At 50.9% G+C, this 23442-nt stretch carries 20 protein-coding genes and 1 pseudogene; 10 read left to right on the top strand and 11 right to left on the bottom strand.

Going from position 1 to position 23442, the window contains the following annotated elements:
- Positions 1-7 precede the first annotated feature (7 nt).
- The gene (gene topA, locus A3L08_RS04760) at positions 8-2194 is read left to right on the top strand and encodes a DNA topoisomerase I (protein ID WP_088853936.1); all 2187 of its coding nucleotides are present in this window, start codon (positions 8-10) and stop codon (positions 2192-2194) included.
- Here the strand turns inward: topA and A3L08_RS04755 are convergent, their stop codons facing one another.
- Genes A3L08_RS04755 through surR form a run of 3 tightly spaced genes read right to left on the bottom strand, consistent with a single transcriptional unit; the run spans position 2195 to position 4285 of the window.
- Entirely contained in the window at positions 2195-3385 is a 1191-nt protein-coding gene (locus A3L08_RS04755) for a geranylgeranyl reductase family protein (protein WP_198362140.1), read from the bottom strand. It lies immediately after the preceding gene.
- The gene (locus A3L08_RS04750) at positions 3382-3585 is read right to left on the bottom strand and encodes a DUF362 domain-containing protein (protein WP_088853935.1); all 204 of its coding nucleotides are present in this window, start codon (positions 3583-3585) and stop codon (positions 3382-3384) included. The genes A3L08_RS04755 and A3L08_RS04750 overlap by 4 nt, the downstream gene beginning before the upstream one ends.
- Positions 3569-4285 carry a sulfur metabolism transcriptional regulator SurR gene (gene surR / locus A3L08_RS04745; RefSeq protein ID WP_088853934.1) on the bottom strand — a complete coding sequence of 239 codons (717 nt, stop codon included), beginning with the start codon at positions 4283-4285 and terminating at the stop codon, positions 3569-3571. Before surR ends, A3L08_RS04750 begins: the two co-directional genes overlap by 17 nt.
- A gap of 134 nt (positions 4286-4419) precedes the next feature.
- On the opposite strand from surR, the gene pdo reads away from it, so the two are divergent.
- The 6 genes and pseudogenes from pdo to cas2 all read left to right on the top strand — a co-directional run.
- Positions 4420-5100, top strand: a complete 681-nt coding sequence (gene pdo / locus A3L08_RS04740) for a protein disulfide oxidoreductase (RefSeq protein WP_088853933.1) — start codon at positions 4420-4422, stop codon at positions 5098-5100.
- A 125-nt stretch (positions 5101-5225) separates the two neighbouring features.
- Positions 5226-6149, top strand: a complete 924-nt coding sequence (locus tag A3L08_RS04735; RefSeq protein WP_088853932.1) for a hypothetical protein — start codon at positions 5226-5228, stop codon at positions 6147-6149.
- Between the two features lie 547 nt (positions 6150-6696).
- The gene (locus A3L08_RS04730) at positions 6697-8001 is read left to right on the top strand and encodes a dicarboxylate/amino acid:cation symporter (RefSeq protein ID WP_088853931.1); all 1305 of its coding nucleotides are present in this window, start codon (positions 6697-6699) and stop codon (positions 7999-8001) included.
- 578 nt (positions 8002-8579) lie between these two features.
- Positions 8580-9488 (top strand): radical SAM/SPASM domain-containing protein, encoded by a 909-nt coding sequence (locus A3L08_RS04720; protein WP_198362139.1) that lies wholly within the window; start codon positions 8580-8582, stop codon positions 9486-9488.
- A complete protein-coding gene (locus A3L08_RS04715) occupies positions 9485-10087 on the top strand; it encodes a hypothetical protein (RefSeq protein ID WP_088853929.1) in 603 nt (200 codons plus the stop codon). Before A3L08_RS04720 ends, A3L08_RS04715 begins: the two co-directional genes overlap by 4 nt.
- A gap of 433 nt (positions 10088-10520) precedes the next feature.
- Positions 10521-10709 (top strand): annotated as a pseudogene (cas2, locus tag A3L08_RS04710) (CRISPR-associated endonuclease Cas2); the annotation flags it as partial.
- Here the strand turns inward: cas2 and A3L08_RS04705 are convergent.
- The 7 genes from A3L08_RS04705 to A3L08_RS04675 all read right to left on the bottom strand — a co-directional run bounded on the left by A3L08_RS04705 (position 10702) and on the right by A3L08_RS04675 (position 17270).
- The gene (locus tag A3L08_RS04705; protein ID WP_088853927.1) at positions 10702-11376 is read right to left on the bottom strand and encodes a PD-(D/E)XK nuclease family protein; all 675 of its coding nucleotides are present in this window, start codon (positions 11374-11376) and stop codon (positions 10702-10704) included. The pseudogene cas2 and the gene A3L08_RS04705 overlap by 8 nt on opposite strands.
- 49 nt (positions 11377-11425) lie before the next feature.
- The gene (locus A3L08_RS04700) at positions 11426-12319 is read right to left on the bottom strand and encodes a hypothetical protein (RefSeq protein WP_088853926.1); all 894 of its coding nucleotides are present in this window, start codon (positions 12317-12319) and stop codon (positions 11426-11428) included.
- A gap of 33 nt (positions 12320-12352) precedes the next feature.
- A complete protein-coding gene (locus A3L08_RS04695) occupies positions 12353-13342 on the bottom strand; it encodes an RAMP superfamily CRISPR-associated protein (protein WP_088853925.1) in 990 nt (329 codons plus the stop codon).
- Positions 13311-13703 carry a hypothetical protein gene (locus A3L08_RS04690; RefSeq protein WP_157721585.1) on the bottom strand — a complete coding sequence of 131 codons (393 nt, stop codon included), beginning with the start codon at positions 13701-13703 and terminating at the stop codon, positions 13311-13313. The genes A3L08_RS04695 and A3L08_RS04690 overlap by 32 nt, the downstream gene beginning before the upstream one ends.
- Positions 13681-15489, bottom strand: a complete 1809-nt coding sequence (locus A3L08_RS04685; RefSeq protein WP_088853923.1) for a hypothetical protein — start codon at positions 15487-15489, stop codon at positions 13681-13683. Before A3L08_RS04685 ends, A3L08_RS04690 begins: the two co-directional genes overlap by 23 nt.
- Positions 15458-16246 (bottom strand): CRISPR-associated endoribonuclease Cas6, encoded by a 789-nt coding sequence (cas6, locus tag A3L08_RS04680; RefSeq protein WP_088853922.1) that lies wholly within the window; start codon positions 16244-16246, stop codon positions 15458-15460. The genes A3L08_RS04685 and cas6 overlap by 32 nt, the downstream gene beginning before the upstream one ends.
- 325 nt (positions 16247-16571) lie before the next feature.
- Positions 16572-17270 (bottom strand): acetate--CoA ligase family protein, encoded by a 699-nt coding sequence (locus A3L08_RS04675; RefSeq protein ID WP_088853921.1) that lies wholly within the window; start codon positions 17268-17270, stop codon positions 16572-16574.
- 145 nt (positions 17271-17415) lie between these two features.
- Here A3L08_RS04675 and A3L08_RS04670 point away from each other — a divergent pair, with 145 nt between their 5' ends.
- The gene (locus A3L08_RS04670) at positions 17416-18720 is read left to right on the top strand and encodes a DUF4139 domain-containing protein (protein ID WP_088853920.1); all 1305 of its coding nucleotides are present in this window, start codon (positions 17416-17418) and stop codon (positions 18718-18720) included.
- Here the strand turns inward: A3L08_RS04670 and A3L08_RS04665 are convergent, their stop codons facing one another.
- Positions 18721-18954 carry a hypothetical protein gene (locus A3L08_RS04665; protein WP_088853919.1) on the bottom strand — a complete coding sequence of 78 codons (234 nt, stop codon included), beginning with the start codon at positions 18952-18954 and terminating at the stop codon, positions 18721-18723.
- Between the two features lie 83 nt (positions 18955-19037).
- Here A3L08_RS04665 and A3L08_RS04660 point away from each other — a divergent pair, with 83 nt between their 5' ends.
- Both A3L08_RS04660 and rgy read left to right on the top strand, forming a co-directional pair.
- Positions 19038-19577 (top strand): SWIM zinc finger family protein, encoded by a 540-nt coding sequence (locus A3L08_RS04660; protein WP_449353697.1) that lies wholly within the window; start codon positions 19038-19040, stop codon positions 19575-19577.
- Between the two features lie 52 nt (positions 19578-19629).
- Complete coding sequence (gene rgy / locus A3L08_RS04655; protein WP_088853917.1) at positions 19630-23316, top strand: reverse gyrase; 3687 nt, start codon at positions 19630-19632, stop codon at positions 23314-23316.
- The last annotated feature ends 126 nt before the right edge of the window (positions 23317-23442 follow it).

Raw genomic sequence — 23442 nt, 5'->3', positions numbered from 1 at the left:
TGTCACCATGGTCACACTCATCATCGCGGAGAAGCCCAACGTTGCCAGAAAGATCGCCTACGCCCTAGCAGAAGGAAAACCCGTGAGGAAAACGATAGGAAAGGTCTCCTACTACGAGTTCACCCGCGATGGGAAGCGGGTCATCGTCGCCCCTGCGGTTGGTCATCTCTTCTCCCTTGCCCCCAAAGTTAAGACCTACGGCTACCCAATCTTCGACATCGAATGGGTGCCCGTTTACGTCGCCGAGAAGGGGAAGAGCTATGCCAAGGACTACATCAAGGCCCTTGCGACACTTGCGAAGCAGGCTGATGAATTCGTCGTTGCCTGTGACTATGATACCGAGGGAGAGGTCATAGGCTACACAGCCCTCAAATACGCCTGCGGCGTTGACCCCTCGAAGGCAAAGCGCATGAAGTTCTCCGCTTTGACGAAGAAAGACCTCCTCAAAGCATGGTACAACCTCGAACCGACGATAAACTTTGGGATGGCCGACGCCGGCGTTGCGAGGCACGTCCTCGACTGGTACTGGGGCGTCAACCTTTCTCGTGCTCTCACCTCGGCCATAAAGCGCGCGAGCGGCAAGTGGATGGTTCTCTCAACTGGAAGGGTTCAGGGCCCCACCCTCAAGTTCCTCGTGGACAGAGAGAAGGAGATTCAGAACTTCAAGCCGACCCCTTACTGGGTCATCAAGATGCTCCTCGAGAAGAACGGCGAGCAGTACACCGCAACCTACGAGAAGGAGCGCATCCTTGACGAGGAGGAGGCGAAGCGCATCGTCGAGGAGGCGAAGAAAGGGCCTGCATTCGTTGAAAAGGTCGAGGTAAAGCAGCAGAACAGGAACCCACCGGCTCCATTCGACCTCGGAACCCTCCAGAGGGAGGCATACTCAGCGTTCGGATACAGCCCGAAGAAGACTTTAGAGATTGCACAGAAGCTGTATGAAAAATCTCTCACGAGCTATCCGCGCACCAGCTCACAGAAGCTCCCCAAGAACCTCAACTTCCGCGCCATACTTCAGAACCTGGCAAAGCTTCCCGAGTACAAGCCCTTCGCCCACGCCCTCCTTGGAAAGGAGAATCTCAAGCCCGTTGAGGGCAAGAAGGACGACCCTGCTCATCCGGCCATCTACCCCACAGGCGAACTTCCCAAGCCCGGCGACCTCACCAAGGATGAGCAGAACATCTATGACCTCGTTGTCAGGCGCTTTTTGGCCCTCTTCATGGAGCCAGCTGTCAGAGAGACGATGAAAGTCATCATAAACTCCAACAACCACCGCTTCATCCTGAGCGGCGCGAGAACGGTCAAAGAGGGCTGGCTGAAGGTCTACGGCAAATACGTCAAGTTCGACGAGGTTATCCTCCCGGCCTTCAAGGAGGGTGAACCCGTAAAGGTTCTCCAGATAAAGCGCGAAAAGAAGAAGACGAAGCCTCCAGCCCGCTACTCTCCGGCGGCAGTGATAAAGAAGATGGAGGATTTGGGTATCGGAACCAAGGCCACGCGTGCCCAGATACTCGAGACGCTCTACAGCAGGGGCTACATCGAGGGCAAGAGGAAGATAAAGGTGACCCCGCTCGGAATGCGCGTCGTTGAGGCCCTTGAGAAGAATGTTCCAGATATAGTCAGCGTCGAGCTAACCAGGGCCTTCGAGGAGAAGATGGAGGATATAATGGCCGGAAAAGCTGAAAAAGAGCAGGTCATTGAGGAGAGCAAGAACCAGCTGGTTAAAATCCTTAAGGTCTTCAAGGAGAAGGAGATGGACATCGGGAAGATGCTCCTTGAGAGCACCGGAACTGGTGTTACTCCGTCCAAATCTTCGGCGAGGAAGGGGGGCGCGGTTAAAGAGCTGAGTGAGGAAGAAGAGCGCGAGGTTCAGAGGGCCGTTGATGGGAAAGCCAGTTCTGAGAACGCGGAGAGCAAAAAGCCCGCGAAAAAGGCGCTCGTCATCGGCAAGTGTCCCAAGTGCGGCGGCGACCTGGTAGTTCGCTACAACCGGAAAACGGGGAAGCGCTTCGTCGGCTGCTCGAACTGGCCCAAGTGCGACGTAACTTATCCCCTCCTCCAGCGCGGCGAAATAATCCCTACCGATAAGACCTGCTGCAACGGTGCCCCCGTCGTCAAAATCCGCGAGGGAAAGAAGGAGTACGAGATATGCATCGACATGAACTGCAGGGACTGGAAGAAGGGAAAGAAATGATCAGAGGAGCTGTTTGAGCAGGGAGAGCCTGCGCTTGCTCATGAGGACCTTCGGGTGTTTGAGGAGTGCTTTGATGACCTCGACGTAGTCGCCGCCGGCTATCTTCTCCGCGTCAGCACCGCTGAGGAGCTGGATGAACAGGTCGAGATCCTCATCCGTCAGCTTCTCCGTGACCTTTCTGACCTTGAGAACTCTCTCAAGCCTCTTTCCGTCGGTTTCCCACCACTCCTTCGTGTAGTTCTGGAGCAGTGAGAGATTCTCCTCCTCGAGGGCCTTGACTATCCACTTGCTCGCTATGGTTCCAGCCTCCATCGCCTCGGCCATTCCACCACCGTGCATCGGGTTGACCTGCCTTGCCGCGTCGCCAACGACGACCACGTTGTCCTTGGCAAGCTCCTTCACGAAGCCGCCGACGGGGACAATGCCGACATTGACCTCGAGTATTCTGCTCATTGGGATGTTGTTCTCCTTCAGCCACTTGTCGAGGTAGTATTTAGCGGTGTTTGGATTGTCGGAGTTGATGCCGATTCCAACGTTGGCCCTGTCTTCGTCCTTCGGGAAGACCCAGACGTAGCCCCTTGGGGCAACCTCGTTGCCGAACCAGAGGTGTATGAGGTCGGGGTCGTAGCCCTCGATGAGCATCTCGTATTCGTAGCTTGAGTCGAACTCGTGAGGGGGAGCGTAGGTGTTTATTCCCGCCTTCCTCGCTATCATGCTCTCAACGCCATCTGCCGCGACGATAATGTCCGCGTAAATCTCGACCGGCTCGTCTTCGTGCTTTGCCTTGATTCCTGCGACCTTGCCGTCCTTCCTTATGACGTCCCTGGCCTCAGTCCTGGCGAGAACATCTGCACCTGCTTTGGCGGCATAGTAGGCCAGCATCTTGTCGAAGACCTTCCTCTCAAGGATTACACCGCTCACTTCATTATAGCGGAGTTCAAGCTCGTAGCCACTCGGGGAGTAGAGCCTGGCACCGTAGATTTCGCGGTTGATGTAGCGCTTGTCGTAGGGGATGTCGTACTTGTCGAAGACCTTTATGCTTATGCCCTCGGCGCACTGCTTTGGAGTGCCGATGGCGGGCTTCTTATCGATGAGCAGAACCGAGTAACCTGCTTTGGCAACGTTTCTAGCGACAATCGGGCCGGCGATTCCGGCACCTACGACGACAACGTCGTATTTCATCTCGCTCATTCTTTCACCTCCAGCGGCTCAGCGCTGAGCGCTCCTACCGGACAGGCGTTGATACATATCCTGCAGCTTATGCACTTGTCCTGCAGAAACTCCCAGCCGCTTGAGTGGACCTCTATTGCCAGGGCCGGACAGACACCGGCGCAACCGCCGCAGAGGTAGCAGCGGTCTTCGTTTACAACGACTCTAATCTTCTCCGGCATCGTTTTCACCGCCAATTCTTTGTTTTAACCTTTCTTCGTCAATCTTGATGGTATTGTCTTTTATTTTTAACGGAACGAATCTCTCCAGTTCCTGTGCCTTTACGAGGACTTCCCTCTCCTTGAGGTTGAGCCTGTCGCTGAGCTCGTCTATTGTGGCTTCTCCGTTGAGAAGGACGTAGTGGAGTATAGCAAGCTGGGTCATGTCGCCTATCTCATTGAGGTAGGTCTCCTTGATCCGGGCCATGAGCTTGTCCCTCTTGTGTTCCACGGCCTGGAGAAGAGACAGGATTTTATCGAGCTCCCTGGTCAGCTGGAGGAAGCTCTCTATCTGGGTGTAGAGGTCGCCGCTCTCAGTATCCACTGTCGATATGTCGATGGTGGCCTTTTCCGTGGAGGCCTCATTGAGGTCGAGACCCCTGTACCAGAATATGTGGGGAGTTATCGTGGTCACGAAGGTCTTTGAGATGTTGATCTCGTAGTACTTCCTCGCGGGCCCGAGGAAGGGGCCCTCTCTCTCGTATGACTTCAGAATGCCCTCGCGTTCCATTATCTTGAGGTGCTTGGCAACAGCGGTTGAAGAAACGCTGACTTTACTGCTTAGAAAGCTGAAGTAGCACTCTGTACAGGTTAAATGGCTCAGGAGGTCCCTGCGGACCTTGTTTCCCAGGATATAAAACACATCCGGTTCGGTTTCAGGCATGACCCACACCACCCAAATCTGTGACGCAAAGCTTATATAGTGAACATTCAACCTTAGGTTGCAAACCGGAGATTTAACTCCTGGGTAGATTGCGTTCAAAGCGTTATAAACCTTTAGATATGGAGGTGTTGAGAATGGGACTGATTAGCGATGCCGACAAGAAGGTAATAAAGGAGGAGTTCTTCTCCAAGCTGACCAACCCGGTCAAGATCATCGGATTCACGGGCAGGGAGCACTGCCAGTACTGCGACCAGCTCAAGCAGCTCGTCCAGGAGCTCAGCGAGCTCACCGACAAGCTCACCTATGAGTTCCACGACTTCGACACGCCGGAGGGCAAGGAGGTCGCCGAGAAGTACAGGATAGACCGCGCCCCGGCCGTCACCATAACCCAGGACGGCAAGGACATGGGCGTCCGCTACTTTGGCCTTCCAGCTGGCCACGAGTTCGGTTCCTTCCTTGAGGACATAGTAGACGTCAGCAACGCGACCACCGACCTCATGCCCGAGAGCAAGGAGGAGCTCGCCAAGATCGACAGGGACGTCAGGATACTCGTCTTCGTCACTCCGACCTGCCCGTACTGCCCGCTCGCAGTCAGGATGGCCCACAAGTTCGCCATCGAGAACACCAACGCCGGCAAGGGCAAGATACTCGGCGACATGGTCGAGGCCATCGAGTATCCTGAGTGGGCCGACCAGTACAGCGTCATGGCCGTCCCGAAGATCGTCATACAGGTCGACGGCGAGGACAAGGTCCAGTTCGAGGGTGCCTACCCGGAGAAGATGTTCCTTGAGAAGCTCCTCGCCGCCCTCGAGTGAGGGCCTTCTCCTCTGCTTTTCTGGATTTTCAAGTTTCTGTCAATTCCCCCCCTTTTGGAAATGACCTTTTTGCGGAAACGTTATAAACACCCTCGCGGGCTTCCATACAGGGAGGGTCAGAGGATATGAGAACGGGCGGAGTTAACATTCGATTCACGGGAGAGCTTGATGATGGTTTCAGGGATGCTTTTTTCGGGCTTTTTGCGAGGCGCTACCTTCCCGATGTTGGAGTTCGCTCCGGCGACCCGCAGGTGATCGTTGAGCGCTTCAAAGGGGATGAGTTCAGGGTATTCAGCGCCAGCTATGACCACATGGGCGTCGATTCTTACAAGATAGAATCGGGCGTCCCGTCTGCCTACGGCAACGAGGCGCCGATCTTCTTTATTCTCCAGGCGGCCGCGAGGGCCGGGGCCAAATCCGGCAGGATGTTCATCACCGACTCCGTTGGCGTCGTCACCCCCAATGGGAAGGCGGTTCTGTTCGTGGGCTACCCTCACACGGGCAAGAGCACAATGTCCGTCCTTGCACTGGGCCACGGGCTTCCCGTTCTGAGCACCGAGAACACGGTCGTCGAGGTCAGGGACGGCAGGCTCTACATAGTCGGCGGGACTGAGGTCCTCGTCTACGACCCGCGGGTCGAGGGCATCTACGACGTCGAGGTTCCATACGACGAGCAGACGAGGAGTGGATACAGGATCAAGGACATGGGGATGGACGACGAGAGGAAAAAGCTGCTCAGGGACGGCGTTGAGATCGACATGATAGTCCTCCTCCATGCGGCCTTCAACTGCATGGAGGCCAGCTTCTCGCGGATAAAGGGCAGAAAAGTCCGGAAGACGCTCTGGTACTTCTCAACGGCTCTCATGAAGGGCCTCGACTACTACGAGCCCGCACCGCTCCACGTCCCCATGAACGACGAGATAAGCAGGCACCTGAGGGAGTTCCTCGAAACCGCGTCCAGCGGCTACTCGGACAGGATGTTCGAGGCCTTCGGCAACCACAGGGCGGTGTTCGAGAGGGTTCTCGAAATGTCCTCTCTGAAGGGATGATGAGAGTTTATTTCAGTTCTCCTAGAGTCTTATTGCAACGCCCCATTACCTCCCCAAGATAATATTTACCGCCCTCCTTTCAATTCTCCCAAGTTGGAGTCTTATTGCAACAGGGCGGCTTTTTCCTTTATAACTCGATGACAACTCTTGGCTTTTTAGGCTTGACCTTGATTATGTCTGCTTTTTCATGAGCTCAAGCATCTTTTTTCTCCTTTCACTTCAGGTTCATCCATGCTTCTCACCTCAAGAAAAGTTTAAATAAATTTAAAAATAAATTTATGAATGATCTTTCAACAATCATTTGTTATCTCTACGAAAGCCATATCAGGTTAATGAAGAAATCGAATTGAACAAATTTGGACAATCAGCGTGGCTAAGGGACATTTTAGATATCTTATGGAATATGTTGCCCATCGGAAATACTTTCCTGTTTAATAAAACACATTGATGTATTAATGAGATTTAATAGACACAAAAGGTTATATACCATATCTCCATGACAATTAGGTGTAAAAAAGTTCATGGACCCCATTTGGAGGTGGGCCTGGTGAGTATACTAAAAAGGTATATCAGTATACCTCTGCCATATAGGGTTGGCGTTGCATTTTTGTTGGGTGTCACATTTGGACTGGTTCTGTGGTATTATGACATGGCTAATGGAAGCAATCTCGGTCAAGGGGTAGCAACTTATGTCTCCCCATTTGGTGCAGTGCTGGTAAGGATGCTCAAAATGGTCGTTATCCCTATAGTGTTCTTCTCTCTTATAGTGGGATCTTCGGGACTTTCACCAAAGAAGCTAGGAAGAGTCGGTGGAAAGGTAATTTTGTGGTACATGCTCACCTCATTTCTTGCGGCTGTTATTGGGGTAGGTATTGCAATGTTTGTACACCCGGGGCAAGGCGTTGCAGTTGATGTAGAGAAGCTGGGGAGTTCCATGGAGGAAGGAGGCCCCTCGATAACTCCACCATCGGGGTTAACAGACTTAATTCTTAAAATGTTCACAAACCCCTTTGAGGCACTGGCAAATGGCGAATTCCTCCCAATAATAGTCTTTGCACTCCTGTTTGGTCTTGCGGCCAGGGTTCTGCTTGACCATACCCAAAACGAAACCGAGAGAAAACAGATCCAGTCAATACTTGATTTTGCCTCAGGTGCGAACTCAGTAATGTTCAAAATAGTTTCTTGGATTTTGGAGTACTTCCCAATAGGTGTGTTCTCACTGGCAGTTGTCAATTTTGGACTTTATGGACCCTCAATAATTGGACCCTACCTAAAGGCAGTTTTGGGAGTTATCTCAGGGATTGCCATAATGGTATTCATCATTTACCCCATCTTGCTTTCACTTATCCTCAAAGAGAACCCAATTGACTTCTTCAAGAGGGCTAAAGAGGTCATGATAACCTCGTTCTTCACCAGAAGCAGTGCCGCTACACTTCCGGTTACCATTAAAACTGCGATAGAGTCATTTAAGATAAAGAAAGAGCTTGCAGAATTTTCTCTTCCCGTTGGTGCAACAATAAACATGAATGGAGTGTGTATACACCTTCCGATGTGGGCTGTCTTCGCAACGGATGTTTTTAACATTGACCTCACAGTTAGCTCCTTAGTAATAATCATAATAACCACCGTTTTATCGGCAATAGGTACAGGAGGAGTCCCCGGAGGAAGTTTAATGCTTCTCTTCATAGTACTTGGGACACTCGGTCTTGAGCCCAACCAGATAGCAACAATAGTTGCCCTTGCTCTGGGAGTCAATCCCCTCATAGACATGTTTGAGACCATGAACAATGTCACTGGAGACCTATGTTGTACGTATATTGTCGCCAAGAAAGAGGGCATGATCGACGAGTAACTGTGAATCTTTTCTCTCTATTTTATGAATCAGCAGACTCTGCAGAGCTTTGGATCAACTTTAGATAACTCTTTGAGTGGAAGGAGCATACAACCTTTTCCAAGCATCTTAGAATAGATATTTTGACTAGCGCACCATGGATATAATACTCGTTGGAATTCTTCTTCATTATAGTTTCTGCAGGTTTTCTCAGCTTCTCGTCAATGTCCAAGAGTTTTTCCACCTCTATGAGAGCGCATCGGTTCATCCTTAGGCACCTCGAAACAGCGGATTGGGTTATATATGACATCCTCCTTGCCGTGAAGGACAAGGCTTTCAAAAGAAAAATGTAAAAGCCCAGCTATATGAATTTGATTACATCTATTTTCCCCGATATTTCCACCAATCACCTACGAAGAGCAGGTATATACCTATGCCAATGCTGGAAAGCTATTAAGAGATGAACTCACAACGGAAGATGCATTAACAGTCATTGACACTCTTGGAGAGGCGGGAGTTGCCGCTTTAGCCTTTTCTGGGGGAGAACCTTTGGTTAGAAAAGACCTTTTCAAGCTAATTGACAGGGCTAAAGATATGAAATGCACGTTTCAATCGCAACAAATGGAACTCTTCTGACAAAGGAGAACGTTAAAAAGCTTGAAGAACACGGCTTAGACTTCATTCAGATAAGTTTAGATGGAACCAAAGACACCCACGAAGCCTTTAGGGGAATTCCCGGAATTTATGAAAGAACTGTGGAAGGCATAAAAAACGCCGTTGAAAGTGGAATAACAACTTGCATATCAATGACCGCTACAAAGCTTAACTATAAGGACGTCCCAAAGGTCATGGATTTGGCGGAAGAGCTTGGCGTTAACTATTTCATGTTATACAATTTTATTCCAACAGGAAGGGGAACTTTTGATATTGATCTAACTGCAGAAGAGAGGGAAGAACTTTTGGAAATGCTTTGGAAAAAGCTTAACGACGAGAGCACAAAGGTAAGCTTCCTTTCTACAGCCCCGTACTATGCGAGAATTGCCCTACAGCACGAGAAGTATTACTTGGCAACACACTTTTATAATGCTAGGCTTGAAGGTCGCTTAACGGCTTTGGCAGACTTTGTAGGGGGTTGTGGTGCGGGAAGGTTTTACATGAGCCTAAAGCCCAATGGTGACATGCAGCCGTGTGTTTTCTTCCCACTTAAGCTTGGGAACATAAAAGAATTCAAGAATGGCGATGAATTCTTAGAGTTTTGGAGGACTAACGAAGTTTTAGAAAGGCTTAGGGATAAAGATAAACTTGAGATTTGTGGAAACTGCAATTATAAGTATGTTTGCGGGGGTTGCAGGGCAAAGGGCTTACGCTTACTTCAGAGATTACTTGGCCCCAGATCCCGGATGCATAATTGCCTACTCTATGTTCAAGAAAAAGAAAGAGGAACTTGGGAATATTGGAAGTTTCCAATGACAAGATGCCGCCAGGAGAATCAGTGGGTGAGGGTATGAGCAGGTGGAGGTTTGTTTTGAATGTGTGTCGTTTTGTTGTTTTTCTCGGGCTAATAAGCGGGTTAATGTACATGAGGGTTGACCATATTTACAGGAGTGCTGTGGCACTCGTTGGCCTTTTAATTCTAGAGTTCTTCCAAAGGAAAGTTGCTCCGCCTAAGAGGCTTCAGCCGTTCTTAAAGCCGCTCTACAATGATAAAACCATGGCAATCCTGGGAATTTTCATTGCCGTTCATGTTTCACTCGTGAATGTGCCCTTCACTACCATTGATCTCTTTCACAAGGAGTGGACCAATGCAGACATTATAAGCCACTTTTTGGGTGGGCTGACGGTTTGGGTTATTGTGGCTGAAGTGTTGAATGAGATTTCAAAAACTTGTGGTTTTTCTGAAAGGCAAATTATCTTTTATTCCTTTGTTATTATGCTTGTATTAGGCGTGGGGTGGGAGATTACTGAAAGGCTAAGCGAGAGTAAGATATCATACATACGAGAAAGCTTGGGTAACAAGGCTAGGGATTTACTCATGGACACGCTTGGAGCATTACTGGGCGTTTACATGGTAAAAGCAGGGGAATTCCCCTTCAAGTTATCAAGATGAGACCTGCTGGATTGTATCACGTGCAATTCAATTAATACACAATGTTGGACGTTAATTTTGGATATAGTTTGTTTGGACAAATTTAGATTATAACCAACTTATGTCTCATTCCCATGTACAAAAAAGAGCTCCCCAGTATTAACCAAACAACACCAAAGGGTCTCAGAAAAACTCAGAAACAGCTGGATTTTCTCCCCCTAAAAGGCAGGATTCAGCAGGCAGCGCTGGCCCGTAAGGCACTTTCCAGGAGGTATTTTTATGTGCACGAGACTTCCAGAGGGAGGAGAGAAGCATAAACCAGTTAAAACAGGGGTTAAATTCCTTAATTCAAAAATGTCCCAATTTCCGTAGGGTTGGTGGTGTTTTAACTTCTCATCACCCCCCGTTCAGAACTCCGAAAAAATTTCGTTACAATTTGTGCCAAATCACGTAACATATTCACTGGGTCCAGAACAGCGTCTTCGAGGGGGAAGTGACCCGGGCAGAGTTCGAACGAATAAAGGCCGGCCTCCGGGAGCTTATAAACGAGGAAGAGGACTCCATTGTCATCTACAAACTCCGCTCGATGCCGCAGAGGGAGGTAATGGGGGTGGAAAAGAACCCGCTGGAGGACATCATCTAGACTTCTCCCACGGTTTGTCTATAGCGCCGCATATCGGCCTGAAGATGCACGACTCGCATTCCCTGGAGTAGCGCGGCCTTATCCATGCCGGGAACTTCCCCTGCTCAAGGGCCTCCACGCCGTTTATCACAACCCTTGCGCGTCCAAGCATCTTACTGAACGCCTCCCCCTCCCTCTCCACTTTGAAGTGCCTGAAGTCGAGGCCGTCCCTGTCGAAGACATAGATGTAACCCTCCTCCAGGCCGGCCATGTTGAGGTAGGCGTTGAGCTGCTCCTTCCATATCTTCGAGGGCTCCTCCATCTCGTCGAGGCTTCCGGGCCCGTTCTCCGGGTTGAAGCCCTTGAGCTTGAACTCTAAAACTTTGTCCCCAAGTATCGCGTCCGCCCTTCCGACAAGAACCCAGCCGTCCGTGATCTCGTACTCCAACGGCACCTCGAACTCTATCTCCTCCAGGTCAACGTTCTCCTGAACCCACCTGTGGAGCAGCGTCCCGAGGAGCATCTCCCCGGTGCGCTCGTACTTGAAGGTCTCAAGATACGTCGAGAGCGCCGCCTTCCTGAGGCAGAAGCTCAGGGAGGTCACCCATATCTTCCTCGGCGACCTCCTTCCTGCTATCCTGTTCCTAATCTCCCGGTTGAACGTTTCGAGCCTGTCAGGGTTTTCCATTTATATCACCTCAGAACCACGCCACCAGTAGTTTTTATGCAGCCATTTGTTATTCTGCAAGGAATAATGCTGACTTGACTACCAAGTTCCTTCTCCAGTACGGTGGCCTCTCTGCACCGTATCCAATTTTGGAGTCTAAAAGAGAGAGCCTATTATACTCCACGCCTTTCGGTGGTTTTGTTATCATACCTGCAATTTTTTCTGGTGAGATTGGTCTCCATGTTTCTAAGAATCTTGACTCTCCTTGTGCATGAAGGATATAACTAGATGTTATATTCCTGCTCTTTAGCTCATAGATATGGTACTCCAGAAGGTCTCCCCACCCCATATTGCGTTTCTTGCCTACTCCAAATTTCCTCAAGATGTATAGGAGCTCCCTAAGCTTTCTTTGAGAGATACCATCCACAATTGAGGCCCACATCAGGTTTGGAGTGTATAACCTTAGTGAATAATCCACGGCCTTATAGGGACCACTCTGGGAACTTGGCAGTCCTTTGGTTCTCTTTGTTAAGCTAACTCCCAGAGAATTACGCAAAATTTCGACCTTGATTATGTCATCTCTCCGTCCAAGCCGTAAGAATATTTGGGATGACTCCCACTTTTTAGGATGTTGTCTCTCTGAGAACTCATAACGAGCTTCGCCATTAACATTAAATACCACCTTGAACCCCATAGGTGTTGTTATTGTAAGACGTTCTTCATTTACAGTGCAAGGTAACAAATACGAACTTCTGATATTGGATACCCATTCCAGTTCTCTTGCAGTTAAGACGTCTTCTAGGTATTTAATCCTCCAATCTGGATCATGTGAGAGCTTTGTTCTGTAGTACTCCGCAAATGCTAAGGGGCCGTCTAATGGCATCAATTCCTGAGAAAGCTCATTTGGGCTAGAAAGAGAGAAGGATAGGGGATAAGCTCTGAACCTTAGGGTTACCAAGTACATTACTGCACCTCCGGCAAGCCAATTTTAAGTTCATCATGTCTCTGGGCTTTTCTCATTGGTTTTTACACTCTCGCTAGAATTCGGGGAGCTTTTGAAAAAGTCGTTGGGGTTTGTTTTCAGTGCTTTTAATATGGTGTTTAAGTTGTCCCCGATGTAGTTAGTATAAGCTTCAATAAACGCTTCCCTTTTTTCGTTGTCAATACCAGAGAGCTCGATTTTTACTTTCCCAAGGCCTCCTGCAACACGGCCACCGATCTTATCTAAGCGTTCCAAGGTCTTTAGAACTAGGCCCCATTCTGCGTCTGTCATCGGGATTACATCTTCGACATAGCTGTAGAATACTGTTCCTGGAACAACCACCTGCCTGTATAGCCTCTGTTGTACTGCGCTGTCTCCAGCTTTAGCCTCTTCAACCTCACCCTCAACGTTTAGCAGGTCCTTTAGTTGCATTACTTTGTTCGTGTCGTCCTTGCGGGTTATTAAAACCGAAGCGGTAATCTCTGAAAGAGCAGGTGCACTATCGTTGGGAGAAACCCCGAGATCAGTCAGCAAGGGCTTTGTTTCTTCAGTAACTGGATATCCAATGCCCACCTTAATCTTTCCTGGGATGATTATTTTCTTTAGGGCAACGCCCATTATAGAGAGTGGCAGGAGAGGATAGACGTACTTCTCCATTATCTCTTTGATGTTGGGCATGCCCTGGGCTTTCTCTTCACCGCTTAGTATTCCTCCACTAAAGAGAGACAGGAGCGTTCCGATGTGTGCATTTAAAGACTCCTGTTTTTCTGGAGCTTCAGTTTCATTCTTCGATTCCAGTATGGCACTTTTTACATCCTCCAGGAACTGGAGCGCCATCTGATCTCTCAAAACCCCTCTAAGGCTATTGCCCGGAATCACTGGAACCTCGAGTGCAGTGCCATCTTCCTTAACTATAGGCAGGGAATAGAGTAGGGTTTCTATCCCTATGGACTCATACCCTACGCTTATAGGCTCAAGAGCCTTCATCTTCAATATTACCCTCATTTTTGCCACCCCCAGATATGCTCTCAACATACGCTGCATATAGAACCGTGCTCAGGTAGGGATAGTCCTTCAGGAACCTGAGAACTTCCTCTTCATGCTCTTTTGCTCTCTTGTATACGTTCCTGAAGTTCTCTCCTTTTTCTCGTGAAACAAAGAGGGAATCACCAGCCATCTGGCTGAGTAGCTTCTCAACAAACTCATTGAGGCCATTGGAGCTCTTGGCGACTACTGCTATCCTCTTCGCAAGGATCGAATACTTTTTTCTGCGAACTTTGTCTCCCATAGATCCCCAGTCTATAAGACCGTCTATAGCCCCTAACAAGGAAACAATTAAATCCTCAACTTTTTCTTTTTCTTGCACGGGAGCCACCTCCTCTTTGTATAGCAACTTTGGGAACCCCAAAAATCGGATTATAAACACTCTTAATTCTATGAACAAGATTTAGACCTATACTTGGATGAGAGCTGTAAAACTTCCGTACTATAGCAAACTCTTCAGAGGTCATATCTTTTTCATTCCCCGGGAACACAACTCTGGAGTGAATGCCGCTTTGAAGAACAAACTTCTTCTTTGAATAGCGTAAGGCAACGCTTAGAACTTGGGGAGTCATATCTGCGATGTATGGATAAATGACCACTTTGGGATTTAAGTAAAATGCTGTTGTCCATTCGTTTTTCTTAGTTATTTTTTGCAACTCTTTGGATTTATGGAGAGAGTAGTACACTTCGCTCAGTAACTCAAGCCATATTTTTGAGGATATGCTCCGAAGGAAGTTCTCACTTCTGAAGATCGGGATCTCAGTAGAGATGAGACGCATTTCTAATATCGCTTCCTCAGCGAGGTACTTGTTCATTCCTTGGGCTCTAAATAGTTCCTCAATTTCAAACCCAAGCTTACATGCAGGACATACGCTCGCTCCGTGCGTTAAAAGAAGCCATGTGTCTGTGAACTTATTTGCCATAATGCTTTTTACTTTTTCATTGTCACTAATAGATTCTCCAGGTTCACCACAGAAAACACACATGGTGTCGCTCTCAAATTCGCCAGTTAGAGACATTGTAATTTTCGATATGTCAATGCTATTAAATGCAGTTTTCTGTTTGTTCTTTGAGAGAGAGCGCTTGAGGTCTTCAATTAACGCACCAAGAAGAGCGTCTAAGGGCAGTAAACCATTTCCGGCATCAACATAGACCAAATAAGCGTCTTGGGCCCCAGCAAAATATATGGTGGACAAAGCCATTCCGAATGGCACTTTGACACCCCGGATCATCCTTGCTTTTGTGTCTACATCGAGCACTATCTCTGACCCCTCATAGTATTCGAAGTAGAAAACTTCCTTATGGAACCTAGAAGGTAGGGGTATGATCATCGTGTTTTCTTTAATTTCAATTTTCCAGTCGTTTTCCTGTATTAGCTTCCCTACATCTTCTACTCTTCTAAGACCTTGGACAGGCCTATACTCATACCGAATTCTTGAAACGCCCAGTATCTTCTGAAATCTTTTCGCGTACTCTTTGCTTAACTCCCTAGAAAGCATTTCTTTCAGCAAAGCTAGTAGGAACACCCTATACTTTCCAGGGACTCGTAAATGCTGGATAATCACATAATCATCTCTCTGTGGCAAAGCGAAGGGTAGGCTAGTTTCTAATGCAGAAATAAGCTTGCTATTTTCTATTTGACATATTTCATTGCACTCTCTCGTTTTGTAGTTCGGATGGTGCCATTGAGATATCCTAGCAACGTTAAAAACATTAATCGAGTCCTTAAACTCAGACAACAGTTGAACGTATGTCTTCTGGTTTGTTATATAGTGATACCACTTCCATCGATTTTCTTTTCTAAAGTCAAACACCGGCTTATAATAGTCATGAATTAAAGCCGCTAGTGTTGTTTCTGGTGAATTAAACTTCAAAGATGCTGTGGCAACTGATATCAGGTGGTGAGTTAACTCGTCTAAGTGGGGCAACCCACTTACCCGATCTGTTCTAGCTATTGTGCCCTTGATTAAAGCGAAACTTGATTCTTGGTTTAACGTTTCTGCCTGTTGGGTACGGGAAGACGTGACGGACTTGTCTTTTGATTTGCTAGAGTTGCGTTTTATTGTCAGGAATTCATCAAGCCTCTTTACTTTCCCGATTTCTTTCACCTCCCCTCCACTTCTTCTTCACCTTCGGCTTCCTCCCATCAACCTTCACCATCCCAAAGCCTATCGAGTTCTTCTCCCCGAAGCCGGCTAAGTAACCCGCTCTGAGCAGACCTTCGTCGCCCTTCGCGCGGAAGACCAGGTGCCACGCCGTCTGGAAGATGCCGGGCTTGACCTCGAAGCGCTTGGGCTTTGCGCTCAGCACCTTCATCTCGAACTCCTCCGGCGGCCTCTCCCCGTGGAGGTGCACGTACTTCTCCCTGAGGTTCTCCCTTATCAGCTCGTAGAACTCCGGCTCCGCGGGGGAGAGGTCGTAGCTCTTCGGCCTTCCGAACTGGACCTTCCTTGTCGTTACCGCCACCGGTGAGAGGGTGACGAACTTCCGGCCGCTCAACTTCTCCGGCTCGTAGAGGGCCTTAACTTCCCTGACGGTGAAGCGCTCTCCCCAGAGTTCCACTTCCGGGTTTTCGAGGAGCCCCCCGATGAAGGCCTCCGCTATCTCCGGAACCGCCGTCGAGAAGTAGAAGAAGCCGTGTCCGTGTCCAAGCAGTCCACTCCTGTCCCCGGCAAGCTCCCTCTTCTCGGCCATAAAGAGCGAGTATGTGAAGAGCTTCGGAACTTTGGGTCTGTGGAGGGAGAGGCTGAGCTCAGGGTTGAGCCTCTGAATCCTGCGGTAGATGAGTCCCTGGAGGTAGTGCTGGTGGTTGAATGGGATTTTAAAGGGCTCATTCTCGGGCAGGAGTCTTATTAGGAACCTCAATCCAACCCCTCCGGCGTATGGCTTGAAACAACCGGAGCGAGTACGATTTAAAACCTTATAAGGCTTTCTCTTGTTGGAAGTGTAAACTGAAATATCACAAAAAGTTCCATGCTTGGGGGTTGAAGAGAGTAATCTGCTTTTGCAGGATGCTCATCAAAGACCTTGGGGGGCCTTTATGTAGGTCTTTGTGTTTCATGAGAAGATAGATATGATACATGATAATCCGCCACCCTCTACGAGCCAGCCCGTGGTTATGGCGGGTGGAACCACCGGAGAAACGATCACTGGAAAGCATGAAGGAAGTAAGGAAAGGGGGCAGAAGCCCTCAGAGAAGCATCCTCGCGTCAACGGCAACGGCGCTGTCCTCGTAGGCGAAGATCGGGTTGATGTCGAGCTCCTTGATCTCCGGAAGCTCAAGGGCGAGCTCGCCGACCTTGACGATTATGTCGGCAAGGGCCTCGATGTCCACCGGCTTCTCGCCGCGCGCTCCAGCCAGAATCGGATAGGCCTTGATCTCCTTGATCATGTCGAGGGCCTCGTCCTTGGTTATCGGGGCGACACGGAAGCTGACGTCCTTGAGTATCTCGACGAAGATTCCACCGAGACCGAACATTATAGCTGGACCGAACTGCGGGTCGCGGATCATACCGACGATGACCTCTTTACCGAGCGGGAGCATGCGGTAGATGATAACGCCCCAGAGGTCGGCGTCCGGCTTGTAGTTCCTGGCGTTTTCCATGATGGTCCTGAAGGCCTGCTTGGCCTCCTCGTCGTTCTTGATGTTGACCTTGACTCCACCGGCGTCGCTCTTGTGGATGATCTGCGGAGAAACGATCTTCATGACGACCGGGTAGCCGATCTCCCTGGCGAACTTTACAGCTTCTTCCTCGTTGGTGGCGACCTTAAAGTCCGGAACCGGGACGCCGTAGAGCTTGAGTATCTCCTTCGCTTCGGGCTCGACGAGCGGCCTGTTCTCGGCCTTAGCCTTCTCGATGATTGCCTTAGCCTTTTCAATCCTGTCCATATCAATCACCTCATCAGCCTGACATTTCCCAATCCGACCGGGCAGTTAAAAGGGTTTCCATTTGCCAACTTTCGTTTCGGCCCGGTTTGAAGCGATGCAGGGGGTATAAATACCCCGAGCCCCAAATAGGATACAGGTGATTGTTATGAAGAAGAAAGCTATAGCCGCCCTCGGCGGGATAATGCTGCTGCTCTTTGCGGTGTTCTCCTTCCAGGGCGAGAAGGCGGCCGTGGGCGATACCACCGTTGTCCTCTATAGCTCGGCGAGGATCGGCGTCATCGAGGAGACCAAGGAGGTCGAGCTGAAGGAGGGTCTCAACGAGGTTCCCCTCAACGAGCTGGCGGGGCTGAACATAGCCGAGGTCACGGTGATGCCGCTGGATGACGGGGTTCGGGTTCTCGGCGTCTTCAGCAGGGGTTCGAACGGCGACGTTTACAGCGCCAACGTGGGCAGCGAGGTGGAGATAAAGCTCAGGAGCGGCGGGACGATAACCGGGAAGTTCCTCGGCTTCAAGGACGGGAAGATAACCGTCGAGGGCGACGGCTACTACCTTGTAAACCCGGACGAGGTCTCATACTTCAAGGCCAAGAATCTCGAAGGAACCGCGAGCGTCTACGCGGTTCTGCAGGCCGATAATGCTGGCAGGTACAACGTGAGCGTCACATACCGCGTCGCCAACATGAGCTGGGAGAGCAGGTACAAACTCTACATAGGCGATAACGCTAAACTCTACGGCTACATCGTGCTGAACAACCCGACGGCGCAGGAGTTCAAGGACGCAAAGGTTCTCCTCGTCGCTGGCGACGTCCAGCTCTACCAAGCCCTCCCGCAGCCGAGAACCCTATACGCGAAGGCCGAGGCGGGCGTCGAGGCCGTTGAGGTGAGCCAGCCCCAAAAGGTGGAGGCCTTCTACCTCTACAGGCTCGGAATCGTCGACCTCAACCCGTCCAGCACCATGATGTACCCGTACATATCGATGGAGGCCCCCTTCGAGAGGGAGTACCTCTACGAGAGCTGGCCCGGGAACGGTGAGAGGCCGGTCTACGAGTCGATAGCGTTCAAGACCGACAAGGTTCTCCCCGAGGGAATAGTGGAGATTTACAGGGAAACCAGCGACGGGGCCCTCCTGATAGGGGAGAGGGGGATAGAGCACGCGCCCAAGGGCGATACGCTGAGGATAGGCATCGGCAGGGACTACGACCTCAAGGGGACCACAACGGTGCTCGAACAGAAGAACGGCGATGGCTATGCCTACTACAAGATAAAAGTGACCCTTGAGAACTTCGGGAACGAGACCAAGACAATTATCGTGAGACACCACAAGTGGGGGAAGATAATAACTTCGAGCGTCCAGCCAGTTGACGAGACGGCTAACTATGTGGAGTTCAGCGTCACCCTGAAACCTGGGGAAAGGGAAGAGATAGTCTTCGACTACGAGAACCGCTGGTGATCAGCTCTTCCTGAGCGTTATCTCGAACCTCTTTTCCCCTTTTGTTGTGTCTATAACCAGGCTCTTGTCGTAGTCGATGAACTTCGTCCCGACTATCGTGTAGCCTTCGCCTTTGAGGAACTCCGCCATCTTGAGGCCCAGGTCGTCGAAGAACTCTGCCGCCATCGTGGCCATGCTCGGTTCCTTTATCCCGAGCTCGTCGTGATATTTTCTCGCCAGCTCGAAAACGTCCATGGACACCACCAATTATAGTACGGCAAAGCCGATAAAACGCTTTCGTCCGAAAGGCTTAAAGCGGACTTGACCGAGCGTCCACCATGGGAGCCATGGACGAGAAGACCCTCAGGAAGGGCGAGCGCTATTATAAATCCGGAAAGGTTCTCTGGGTCGTCAAGTATGGGGACAGGCTTTTCTCCAAGGTTCTTGGAACCTACCCCTACTACGTCGAGCTGGACCTCCGGACTGGCGAAAATCGTTGCACCTGCCCTTTGGGGGGCGACTGCAAGCACGTCGCTGCCGTAATGAAGGCCCATGAGAGCGGCTTCTACTTTGAGACCTTTGATAGACACGCCGAGCTCTTCCCAGAGGCCGTTGCGATGGAGTTTCTGGCTGAGGTTCCCGAGCTGGCCCTCGACGTTATCCTCAAGGAGCTCCGCTTCGCTCTGAGCACCGATGAGAGCGGTAGTGAAGTGGCCAGGCTCCTCAGAAGGGCCCTGAAGCTCACCGAAGCCACCGGAAAGAGGGAGGCCCTCCACTTTCTGGAAGATGCCGTTGAGGAGTACAAGCACGTCTTCAGCGACTACGAGCTCTCCCTGAAGCTGGAGGATGAACTCAGGGAGCTTAAGACGGCCCTCTAAAAAAGCCTTATAAATCCTCAAAACTCCAAACTGAAGCTTAGAGGGTGGGAAAATGAAGGCGATATACAGGGAGATGTGCCCGAACTGCCTGGGTAGAATCTCCGATGAAAGGCTTGTAGAAAAAAACCCCTGCGACGAGTGTCTCGATAACCCCGTTCACTCTGATTCCTATTTCGAGCTCGTCACCTCCGTTAGAAACGCCCTGCAGGTTAAAGGCACGCTGAAGGAGTGGGAGCGGATCTATTCCCTCGAGAAGAACCTCCGCGAGGTTGAAGACTTCTTTGAGAAGGCCACCGGCTTCACCTTCTGGAGCGCCCAGAGGACGTGGGTGAAGCGCCTTTTGAAGGGGAGGAGCTTCTCCATTATAGCCCCGACCGGAATGGGCAAGAGCACCTTTGGGGCTTTCATGGCCGTCTGGCACGCTACCAGGGGCAAGAAGAGCTACATAGTCGTCCCAACGACGCCGCTGGTTATCCAAACTGTGAGGAAAATCCAGGCCATAGCCGGGAAGGCCGGCGTTGAGGTAAACCTCGCCTACTACCACGGCAACCTTCGGAAGAAGGAGAAGGAGGAGATGCTTGCAAAAATAACCGGCGGTGATTACGACATCCTCGTCACCAGCGCCCAGTGGATGGCCAGAAAGTTTGACGAGGTGCTCAAGGACAGGCACTTCGACTTCATCTTCGTCGATGACGTTGATGCCTTCCTCAAGGCGAGCAAGAACATAGACCGTTCCCTCTACCTCCTCGGCTTCAACGACGAGGTTATAGGGAAGGCCTGGGAGATAATTCGCCTGAAGAAGCAGATGTCGAAGTACCTCAACGGCCGCGCCCAGGACCGGGAGGAGATGCTCAAGGAGCTTAACGAGAGCATAGCAAAGCTCCAGCGCGAGATTGAGGAGTTTAAATCGAATAACGACATCGGCATCATGATCATCGCCTCTGCCACAGGCTCGGCCCGGGGCGACAGGATAAAGCTCTACCGCGAGCTTCTCGGCTTTGAAGTGGGAAGTGGTAGGAGCGCACTCAGGAACGTGGTGGACAGCTATCTGAAGCCGACGAAGGACATCAAGGAGCACGTGGAAGAACTCCTGACGATGCTTGGCAAGGGTGGAATAATCTTCACGCCCATCGACCAGGGCCTCGGCTACGCGGAAGAGCTCGTCAACTATCTCCGCGAGCGCGGTTTTAAGGTTGAACTCGTCAGCTCGAAGAACAGGAAAGCCATCGAGAGGTTTGAGAACGGCGAGGCTGACTACCTCGTCGGTTCTGCCACCTACTACGGCTCCCTCGTTAGGGGCCTCGACCTGCCGCACCTAATCCGCTACGCGGTTTTTACCGGCGTCCCGAAGTTTAGGTTTTCGATAGACCTTGAGAGGCCGACGATATACAGGGCTTTAGGCCTGCTCAGTGAGGTAATGGACTTCCTGAGCGACGAGGACCGGAAGCAGGCTGAAAAGCTCCACGCAAGGCTGAGGAGGCTCATAAGGAACATACCGCAGTTCGAACTCCTCAAGATAGAGGAAGCTTTGGCCGAGGGCCTGCCCATAGAGAACGAGTTCCACAACCACGTTTTGGGAGTCTTCCGCGAGCTGGTCGAGTTTCTGAGGAGAGTTCTTCACGACGAGGAGGTTCTGAAGAAGCTCGCCGAAGACCCCTTCGTGAGCCTGACGGAAGAAGGCGGCAAGTGGTACATCGAGATTCCAGACGTGAGAACCTACATCCAGGCCACCGGGAGAACGAGCAGGCTCTTCGCCGGTGGAATTACCAAAGGCCTCAGCGTTCTCCTGGTTGATAACGAGAAGGTCTTCAACGGCTTAGTGAGGCAGATGCGCTGGCGCTTCACAGAGTTCAAGATGGTGCCCTTCGAGGAGCTTGACCTCGACGAGGTGCTGAAACAGATTGACGAGGACAGGGAGAAAGTTAGGCTGGTGATGGAGGGCAAGATAAGCGCCAAGGTCAAGGACCTTGTCAAGTCTGCCCTCATGATAGTCGAGAGCCCGAACAAGGCCAGGACCATAGCCAACTTCTTCGGCCAGCCGAGCAAGACGAGGATAGGTGACTTAGTCGCCTACGAGGTCAGCATTGGGAACATGATGCTGACGATTTTAGCGAGCGGCGGCCACATGTTTGACCTTGTGACGAATGAGGGCTATCATGGTGTTCTAATTGACGAGAAGGACGGCATGATGAGGTTCATCCCTGTCTATGACACCATAAAGCGCTGCCGCGACTGCGGTCACCAGTTCGTTGATTGGGAGGACAAGGGCGTCTGCCCGCGCTGTGGCTCCACTAATGTGCGTGACGCCCTCGAGAACGTCAGGGCGATGCGCGAGCTGGCCCAAGAGGTAGACGAGATTCTCATAGCGACCGACCCCGATACCGAGGGTGAGAAGATAGCCTGGGACATAAGGAACGTGCTGAGTCCTTATACTCCGAACATCAAGCGCATAGAGTTCCACGAGGTGACGAGGCCCGCCATAATGCGCGCCATCCAGGAGGCGAGGGACGTCAACGAGGGCAGGGTAAACGCCCAGATCGTCAGGAGGATAGAGGACAGGTGGATAGGCTTCGAACTGAGCCAGGAGCTCCAGCGCGTCTTTGAAAACAGAAACCTCTCGGCTGGAAGGGTTCAGACTCCAGTTCTCGGCTGGATAATCGAGCGCTATAAGGAGTTCAGCGAGAGCGAGACCTACTTCCTTGGTCTAACCCTTGAGAACGGCCTCCAGGTGACAGTAGAGATAGGTAAGGATGGGAAGAATGTCGAGCCGCCGGAGTACGTCACGGTTGAAGAGGTTCACCTCGAGGAGAGGGAGTTCAACCCATCCCCACCGTACACCACTGATGCAATGCTGAAGGACGCCTCGACGTTCCTGAAGCTTTCGGCGCCTGAGACGATGAGATTGGCTCAGGACCTCTTTGAGGCGGGGCTGACGAGTTATCACCGCACAGACAGCACCCACGTCAGCAACACCGGAATAGAGATAGCGAAGGAGTACATAACCCAGGAGATAGGCGAGGAGTACTTCAAGCCGAGGCCGTGGGGCGAAGAGGGAACCCACGAGGCGATAAGGCCGACGAGGCCGATAGACACCGGCAGGCTCATGCAGCTCGTCCGCGATGGCGTTATCCAGCTTCCTAAGAACCTTACGCGGAACCACTACAGGCTCTACGATATGATATTCAGGCGCTTTATGACGAGTCAGATGAAATCTGCGAAGCTCCTCATGGAGAGAGCGGTTATCGACGCGGGTGTTGGAAAGGCCGAGCTCGAAGGCTACGTTGAGGTAATCGAGGACGGCTGGACGAAGCTCCGCTCACCTCCTTTCAGGCAGCTCCCGAGGCTTGAGGAGGGCGCGAGGCTGAAGGTAGTCGAGGCCAAGAAGTGGAAGGCTCCAAAGGTTTCGCTCTACAGCCAGGGCGATATCATAGCTCTCATGAAGGAGAGGAAGATAGGCAGGCCATCGACCTATGCGAAAATCCTGGAGACCCTGATAAAACGCTATTACGTTCTCGAGACGCGCGGAAGGAAGAAGCTCGTGCCGACGGACCAGGGCATCAAGGTCTACCACTATCTCATAAGCAAGTATAAGGAACTCGTCAGCGAGGAGAAGACGAGGGAGCTGGAGGGGGTCATGGATCTTATCGAGGAGAACGGGGTAAACTACCAGGAGGTTCTCGGTGAGCTGTACCGTGAGATAATGGAGCACATGGGGGTTGGAAAGGGTGCTGCGAGCTGACCCCCATTCTCTTTGGGCTTTGGTATGTTTGTGGAGAGTCCATCTTTGACGTCATGTGATATTTCTCGATTTTAGTGGGCTTTGTGTCTACCTTAAAGTTTCAGTCTTGGATTTGCTGTTAAGTAA

This window comes from Thermococcus pacificus (assembly GCF_002214485.1).
GTDB classification, from domain to species: domain Archaea; phylum Methanobacteriota_B; class Thermococci; order Thermococcales; family Thermococcaceae; genus Thermococcus; species Thermococcus pacificus.
Note: the sequence above shows the minus strand (reverse complement) of the source record. Positions and strands in the feature narration are given on the sequence as shown.

Coding starts and splice junctions, on each gene's coding strand:
- A3L08_RS04755 (WP_198362140.1), bottom strand. CDS start 3,385: ATGAGCGAGATGAAATACGACGTTGTCGTCGTAGGTGCCGGAATCGCC.
- A3L08_RS04705 (WP_088853927.1), bottom strand. CDS start 11,376: ATGGAAAACCCTGACAGGCTCGAAACGTTCAACCGGGAGATTAGGAAC.
- pdo (WP_088853933.1), top strand. CDS start 4,420: ATGGGACTGATTAGCGATGCCGACAAGAAGGTAATAAAGGAGGAGTTC.
- rgy (WP_088853917.1), top strand. CDS start 19,630: ATGAAGGCGATATACAGGGAGATGTGCCCGAACTGCCTGGGTAGAATC.
- A3L08_RS04720 (WP_198362139.1), top strand. CDS start 8,580: ATGCACGTTTCAATCGCAACAAATGGAACTCTTCTGACAAAGGAGAAC.
- surR (WP_088853934.1), bottom strand. CDS start 4,285: ATGCCTGAAACCGAACCGGATGTGTTTTATATCCTGGGAAACAAGGTC.
- A3L08_RS04665 (WP_088853919.1), bottom strand. CDS start 18,954: ATGGACGTTTTCGAGCTGGCGAGAAAATATCACGACGAGCTCGGGATA.
- A3L08_RS04715 (WP_088853929.1), top strand. CDS start 9,485: ATGAGCAGGTGGAGGTTTGTTTTGAATGTGTGTCGTTTTGTTGTTTTT.
- A3L08_RS04670 (WP_088853920.1), top strand. CDS start 17,416: ATGAAGAAGAAAGCTATAGCCGCCCTCGGCGGGATAATGCTGCTGCTC.
- A3L08_RS04750 (WP_088853935.1), bottom strand. CDS start 3,585: ATGCCGGAGAAGATTAGAGTCGTTGTAAACGAAGACCGCTGCTACCTC.
- A3L08_RS04675 (WP_088853921.1), bottom strand. CDS start 17,270: ATGGACAGGATTGAAAAGGCTAAGGCAATCATCGAGAAGGCTAAGGCC.
- A3L08_RS04735 (WP_088853932.1), top strand. CDS start 5,226: ATGAGAACGGGCGGAGTTAACATTCGATTCACGGGAGAGCTTGATGAT.
- A3L08_RS04700 (WP_088853926.1), bottom strand. CDS start 12,319: ATGTACTTGGTAACCCTAAGGTTCAGAGCTTATCCCCTATCCTTCTCT.
- topA (WP_088853936.1), top strand. CDS start 8: ATGGTCACACTCATCATCGCGGAGAAGCCCAACGTTGCCAGAAAGATC.
- A3L08_RS04695 (WP_088853925.1), bottom strand. CDS start 13,342: ATGAGGGTAATATTGAAGATGAAGGCTCTTGAGCCTATAAGCGTAGGG.
- A3L08_RS04660 (WP_449353697.1), top strand. CDS start 19,038: ATGGGAGCCATGGACGAGAAGACCCTCAGGAAGGGCGAGCGCTATTAT.